We start from the raw sequence: 6,311 nt of genomic DNA on the forward strand, positions 1-6,311 counted from the left end.
AACTTGGGCTCTGCCAGAAGTCCCATTGTGGGGGTCTGTGTGGGGTTCGCCAGTGAGAAAGTATGCATGATGACCAAACTAACGGACAGACAAATCAAAGCTGCGAAGCCGGGCGATAAGAAGATCAAGCTGGCAGATGGCGGTGGCCTCGCTCTAATCGTTCACCCGAAAGGCAGCAAGACGTGGGTCTGGCGTTACAGAGTCGATGGCAAGCAGCGTGAGATGACCTTGGGCTCCTATCCCTCTGTCGGCCTCAAGGACGCGCGACAGCGCGTCGAGGTGCAGAGAAACCTGCTAGACACCAATATCACCCCCGACGTGGCGGAGATGCGCGCAGGGGTACAGGCTCGGTCAGGTCTGACGGACACCACATTCGCCGGTGTCGCACGCGCATGGCTGGCAGAGGAGCGTCCACACTGGGCAGAGAAGACTTATGTCCGCGCCCGCAACCGGATCGAAAAGGATGCCATCCCTCTGTTGGGGACTGTAGTGGTCGCGGATATCACGGCAGTCGATATCAAGGCCGTTGCCCTCAAGATCGCGGATCGTGGATCGCATGAGACTGCACGCCGGGTCATTCGCATCCTGCGGCAGGTTCTAGGCTATGCTGAGGCCGAAGGCTTGATCTCTGTCGTGCCGGGAGCAAACGTGATCGACAGGTTCAAGCCCCAGCCGAAGAAGCACCACCCAGCCATCGTTGAGCCAGAACGTCTGGCGCTGTTTCTGCAGGCGCTGGACGCTTGGCCGCATCAAACTTTGGGTAAACCTCTGGTGCAGATTATCGCACATACAGGTCAGAGGGCCGGTGAGGTGCGCAAAATGCGATGGGCGGACATCAACATGGGCGAGCGGGTCTGGAACAACCCTATCACCAAGACAGGTATCACGCTTGCCATACCCCTGACGGATCCGGTGATCAAAATCCTCAACGAGATGTACAAGCTCAATGGCCACCGCGAGTATGTATTCGCCAGCGAGAACGGACCTGTTTCTGAACCGGCCACAATGAACATGATCCGCAGGATCGGGTTTGATGGAGAGACCGACGCACATGGCCTGCGGGCTACGCTGCGCACATTGGTGACCGAGCATCTCGGGTTCGACGAGAAACTGGCAGAGGCACAGTTATCCCACGCATCGAAGGAACAGCATGGCCGCGCATATGACCGCACATCGTTTCTCGCCCAGCGCCGCGTTATGATGGAAGCTTATTCGCAGTTTCTGGTTCAGCTTCAGGAGGGCGGTGCTATCGTGGTGCCGTTGATTGCGGGGGCAAAGGTGTGAGTGACACGGTAACAAAAGATTTCGACTGGTTGCGTGGACGTTTAAACGAGCGCGTGAAATCTGGCGAATGGTCCCACGTTCTTGACTTGCATGACATTCTGGATGTTTTGCGCGAGCAGGAAGGAATAGTGTCATCAGCGCTGGACAAGCACCTGACAGATCTCACAACTGCAATGCACAAAGCGAATGCTGGCAATGCCGCGAAAGACCCGAGGGAAATCCTTTTTCAAGGCGGCGCTGCGGGTGGCGTCATGTACCTGATCAATCAGCAAGGCTATAACGTGGAAAACGCGCGAACTCTGATTGCAAATGTAATGCAGATTGGTCGTGACGATGTAGTCAAGTGGCATAAAGCCACGCTGAAAGCTCCAGATATCAGTGATCAGAACTACCGCCTCAATCTGAACTTTGCCGCGCAGGAAATGATCCGGAAACTCACTGAAAGAGTGTCTCGAATGCACAACCAAATGACGGTTGAAGAGGTCATTCTTGAGGTGTTCTCACCCACCTGATCAGGGGGGTAAATTAGAACGTTTGTTTTTACCCCCCTGCTTTCATTATCTGAATTGCCAGTATCTTTTTGTAGGAGGCTGGCAATGTCAGATCACATCGAAGTCCCCGTTCCACACCGTCTCTATGATGAGCGGTATCTGGCGGCGCTGTTCGGTCTCAGCGAGGACGAGTTCTATCTGTTGGACCACTGGCGCGAGTACCATCTCGGCCCGAAATTCATGAACCTTCCCACGGGACAAATCCGGTATCTCGGCAGCGACATCACCAATTGGATAGAAGCTGGTGGCGATCACGATCCCCGTGACATCATTCGTAGCTACGAAGGCCTTGAAGCCAAGAAGGCAGAGAAGCTGGGCCAGGAAATGATGGAGAAAGGTTTTTTCAAGCGGTCACGGGCTGCGATTGAAAAAGCCAATGGCGAAGAACCTCAGACGGAGGCGTATGCATGAGTGTCGCCCGTATGCCTATCCACCCCGACAGCTTCCCGAAAACAGGGAACGTCACACTGAAACAGCTTTCCACCCACAGCGGTGCGTTGGGCATGTTCCCCGGATCGCCAAGCAAGTGGTTGCGTATGGTGGACAGCGGCGATGCGCCGGAACCCATCCAGATTGGTCGCCAGCATTTTTGGCGCGCTGAACATGTCCGCGCAATTGCGGCGGGTATCGACTGGCGGCTTGTGAAGATCGACACGCCCGATCTGGCAGCGGAATAGGAATAGAGAAACCCCGCCGCACGGAGAGCGCAACGGGGCCAGTGATGATTGTTGCTCTCCCAAGACCAAAGAAAGGAACAAAGCATGCAGGCAAAATCTGCAGCATACCGGGCCGAAACACAGCGGTGGCGGGCATGAGGGGACCAATGAAAAATTTGACCGAGCGTCTCCGCATCGTCGAGGAATCACACGCGGACAAAATTCTCGCCGCCATTGGTGCCAAACCATAAACTGGAAAAAAGCATCAGCGCTGCCCGTTTCCTGACCATGAAGATAAGAACCCTTCATTTCGCTACGATGCAGACGCTAATCGTATTTTTTGCACGTGCCTGCCCGAAACAGGGGTTTCGCTGACCGATGCGCTAATGAAGGTACGAGGCCTTGCCGACTTCAACGCTGCTGTACGCGAGATTGAAGCCATAACTGGCGAAAGGGTTCTTGAAGGACGGCGGAAGCAGAAGCAATCGGAACCGGGAGAACAGGCGGCCTCGGAGAACCGTGAAGAAACTGATGAACAAGCCGAGCAGCGAGAAGCGGAGGAAAGAGCACGCTCCGACGCGGCATCTGATGAAAAGGCTGCTAAGATCGCATGGGTGCAGAAGCAGGTTGCGAAGACACGTCCTTTAGCCGGCTCACCCGGCGAAGAATACTTGCGCAACATCCGTGGATTGGTTGGGATCGATCTTGAACACGACGCTTTGCGATATGCTCCAGATTTCCAATGCAAACCGGGTGGTAAGAAAAGCCCGGCTCTAGTTGCGGTGGTTACGGACAACGATGGAAATATTGTTGGCATGCAGGGCACAATCCTGAACCCCAATGGGCAACCGATACGCGACGAGAACGGCAAGAAGACCAAACTGAGCGCAGGCTACATCGGGGATGGTTCAGTTCGGATCAAAAACAAACTGGGTACAGGCACAATTGCGATCGCCGAAGGTATCGAAACCGGATTGACCCGATTGTTTGCTGGGCCAGCAGAGATCAGGGTGTGCCTCGGGTCTATCCGCCCCGAAACGATAGGAGCAAACGCCGGTCGGATTGAGATCATTGCCGACAGCGACAAAGCGCAGGACTGCCGCCAGATCGCGCGTGAATTGGCGGCAGAAAACCCAGATGCACGGGTCCATGTCGTCACGGTACCGTCAAACCTTGGTGAAAAGGCCGATTTGAACGATCTGCTCCAGGATATGGGACGTCGGGCTGTTGCCGCCGCCGTGGATGATGCCGACCGCATCCACGCGCGGCAGCGCAGGTCCAACGTTGAGCAGCTGGTCCGCGGTAGCGACGAAGAGATTGCCGATCGTGTGCTGGAAAACCTAGAAGATCTCTTTGGTCGCATTGTCATCACTGAGGGCACAGTTTGGATTTACGATGGCAAGCTTTGGACTGCTCTCAACGACAATCGGCTTACGCGTGCCATCGCGCGCTTTGACGGTGCCACTTACCCTACGCCGTCCAACGGCATTGGCGAGGTCAAGATCACGTCAAGTAAGGCGCAGAGTGTCAAGTCGCTTCTCATGTCCAAACGCGATGACGATGGGTTTTTTGAAGGTGCGCCTGTTGGGATCACCTGTGAAAGCGGGTTCGTTTTGTTCGAACAAGACGTTGCAACAGGTGAATATGTCCCACGGCTCGAACCACATGCCCGCAAACACCGGGCCCGGCATGCCGTACGTGGTGTATGGCCAGTGCAGGATGCTGAGAAGCGGCTTTTGGGAAGCGACGTGATGAAGCTGCTCACGGGTTTGTTCTCAGCTAAAACGACTTTGAGGCGGCTGCAGCACGAGGCTCCAAACCTTGAGTTCGACTTGGACATGGCTGAACAAGACAAAAGCGCGCGGATTGAGCTGATCCTGCAGACAGCCGCCGCAGCGGCACTTGGTATCGGCACGCAAATGAAACACCCGCAGGCCCTTATTTGGATTGGGCCGGGCGGCGCAGGAAAAAGTACCACGCGCAAGGTCATCTCATCATTGATCTCAGCGGATGCGCTTCAGTCGGTGCCGCCAGCCAAGATGGGACAAGACTACTTCGTCTCAGTTTTGCGCGGGTGTGCGCTGAACGTTGCGGAGGAGACGTCGGATCGTGATCTTTCAGGCGACGCGCTAAAAAAGGTCATCACCGGGGACATCTGTCATGCCCGGCTGCCATACGGCATACCGTTCTATTTCACTCCCACGGCGCAGCATGTGTTCATCTGCAATGAGCTGCCCGCATTTAGCGGGGGGATCGACAGCGGCGTTGAGCGCCGCTTCAAGGTTCTGGTCTTCGACAAAGCGTATTCTGAAGAGCAGGCCGACGAGGGATTGGCAGATCGCATAATCGAACACGAGGCGGATCTTCTACTACATCTTGTCGTGGTTGCGGCTGGGGAACTTTTGACCACGCGGCGCATGGCGGATCCCATGACATCACGCATAGCCAAGGAGGCGTGGATGAGGGATGCGGACCGGGTTCGTGCGTGGGCGGCAGAGAGACTATCCATCAAGGCAAACAACGTCGTCACTGTTGCTGATCTGTATTCGAATTTCCGTCTGTGGTGTGCCGAAGAAGGTGTATCGGACAGCCGAATTCCTGCGCGCAACAGCTTCGCTCGACGCTTGCGTCATGTAGAGCCCCGTCTCGTTCCAGGACCCAATAGCAAAGGCGCTCGGTTCGAAAATGCTATCCTCAAGACGGCCTGATTTAAAGTGGGACAGCTTGTAACGAGGCCAAACGAACTAGGCCGGCCATATCGTTGTGGGTGGACATGCAATAAAACCTCCCAACTTCCCTGTCGGGCGTTTGGTTGGGAGGTTGGGATGTTTTGTGTCTCGTCCGTCTGTATATTTTCTGTTGTTCACATCAAGCATAATGCTGCTTTTTAACGCCCGACGTTCATTGCAGCGCCGCGGTGCGACCCCGCGAGGACCTCCGTGTTTCGTCCAGCGCCTGACGCATTGCCGCCAAACCAGCCCGCTCGACATACTGGTCCATCGGGTCGAGTTCATCCCAAGTGCGAGATGCGGCAGCAGGCCAGAACTGCGGATGACTGTGCCGCATTTGGCTGAGCCGCCATTCATGGTGGCAGAGTTGCGGTGTCATAGCTTCAGGATCGCTCAGGAAGCGCGCAGCGACACCACAGCAGGCCTGCCACTGCCGGTCATGCACAATCGGGAGTTCCTCGCCGCTCGTTGCTGTTTGGGCTTCACAGTAGGCCATAGCGATCAGGACGATGTGCCTTGCTGCGGCAGCTTCAAGTTGGATATCTTGCTCCATGTGATTTCTCCTATTCATCATTTTGATGCGCATCCCGTTGGCTGTTGCCACCGGCGACCACCCCAGGGCGGGGTTGGTGATCACGATTTTCGTGACGCTCTGGATGCTGTTGGTTTCGCCCTGCCTTAGGCTCATCAGTGGATCGGCGCTAGACCCAGACCATTCGCACCGGTCGCAAGCATGTCTCGGGCGGTCCATACCCCGGCGGTCTTCCGCGACTTACGGGCAAAGCTCGGTAGACGAGCGTCATCATGTTTGGGGGAATTGCGGGCTGTCCGCCCACGATTGGTATGTAATCGCTAAGTCTGTCAGCTTCAAGGAGCGGGCGGCGTAGCGCGGACAAAACAAAAAGCGGCTACGTCTTTTAGAAAGAACAACGTCTGCTTCGCGCTCAAAATCAGCCGCTCATGCCAAGTACAGCGAATGACTGTTCTGAGCCCAATACTGTCTTACGCGTCATGTCTAAAGCTGGATTACGAAAAGAAACTGCACCCCGCACTGAGGCGAGGTGCAGCCACTCACGAGACGATTCCGGATG

6 protein-coding genes are annotated in these 6,311 nt (G+C 55.7%); 5 read left to right on the forward strand and 1 reads right to left on the reverse strand.

Features of this window, described 5'->3' with window-relative positions:
- Window positions 1–66: 66 nt before the first annotated feature.
- From ACR0B7_RS20245 to ACR0B7_RS20265, 5 genes are all read left to right on the forward strand, one after another.
- Window positions 67–1,284: an integrase arm-type DNA-binding domain-containing protein gene (locus ACR0B7_RS20245; RefSeq protein WP_170554781.1), complete on the forward strand. Its 1,218-nt coding sequence runs from the start codon at window positions 67–69 to the stop codon at window positions 1,282–1,284.
- Window positions 1,281–1,796 carry a hypothetical protein gene (locus ACR0B7_RS20250; protein ID WP_170486021.1) on the forward strand — a complete coding sequence of 172 codons (516 nt, stop codon included), beginning with the start codon at window positions 1,281–1,283 and terminating at the stop codon, window positions 1,794–1,796. The genes ACR0B7_RS20245 and ACR0B7_RS20250 overlap by 4 nt, the downstream gene beginning before the upstream one ends.
- A gap of 84 nt (window positions 1,797–1,880) precedes the next feature.
- A complete protein-coding gene (locus ACR0B7_RS20255; protein WP_170486022.1) occupies window positions 1,881–2,246 on the forward strand; it encodes a hypothetical protein in 366 nt (121 codons plus the stop codon).
- Window positions 2,243–2,512, forward strand: coding sequence for a hypothetical protein (locus ACR0B7_RS20260; RefSeq protein ID WP_170554784.1), 270 nt, complete (start codon window positions 2,243–2,245; stop codon window positions 2,510–2,512). The genes ACR0B7_RS20255 and ACR0B7_RS20260 overlap by 4 nt, the downstream gene beginning before the upstream one ends.
- A 365-nt stretch (window positions 2,513–2,877) precedes the next feature.
- The gene (locus ACR0B7_RS20265; protein WP_170577025.1) at window positions 2,878–5,199 is read left to right on the forward strand and encodes a phage/plasmid primase, P4 family; all 2,322 of its coding nucleotides are present in this window, start codon (window positions 2,878–2,880) and stop codon (window positions 5,197–5,199) included.
- Window positions 5,200–5,392: 193 nt separating this feature from the next.
- On the opposite strand, the gene ACR0B7_RS20270 is transcribed toward ACR0B7_RS20265, so the two are convergent.
- Window positions 5,393–5,773 (reverse strand): hypothetical protein, encoded by a 381-nt coding sequence (locus tag ACR0B7_RS20270; protein ID WP_170554788.1) that lies wholly within the window; start codon window positions 5,771–5,773, stop codon window positions 5,393–5,395.
- Window positions 5,774–6,311 lie beyond the last annotated feature (538 nt).

The organism is Ruegeria sp. BB6 (genome assembly GCF_056539385.1).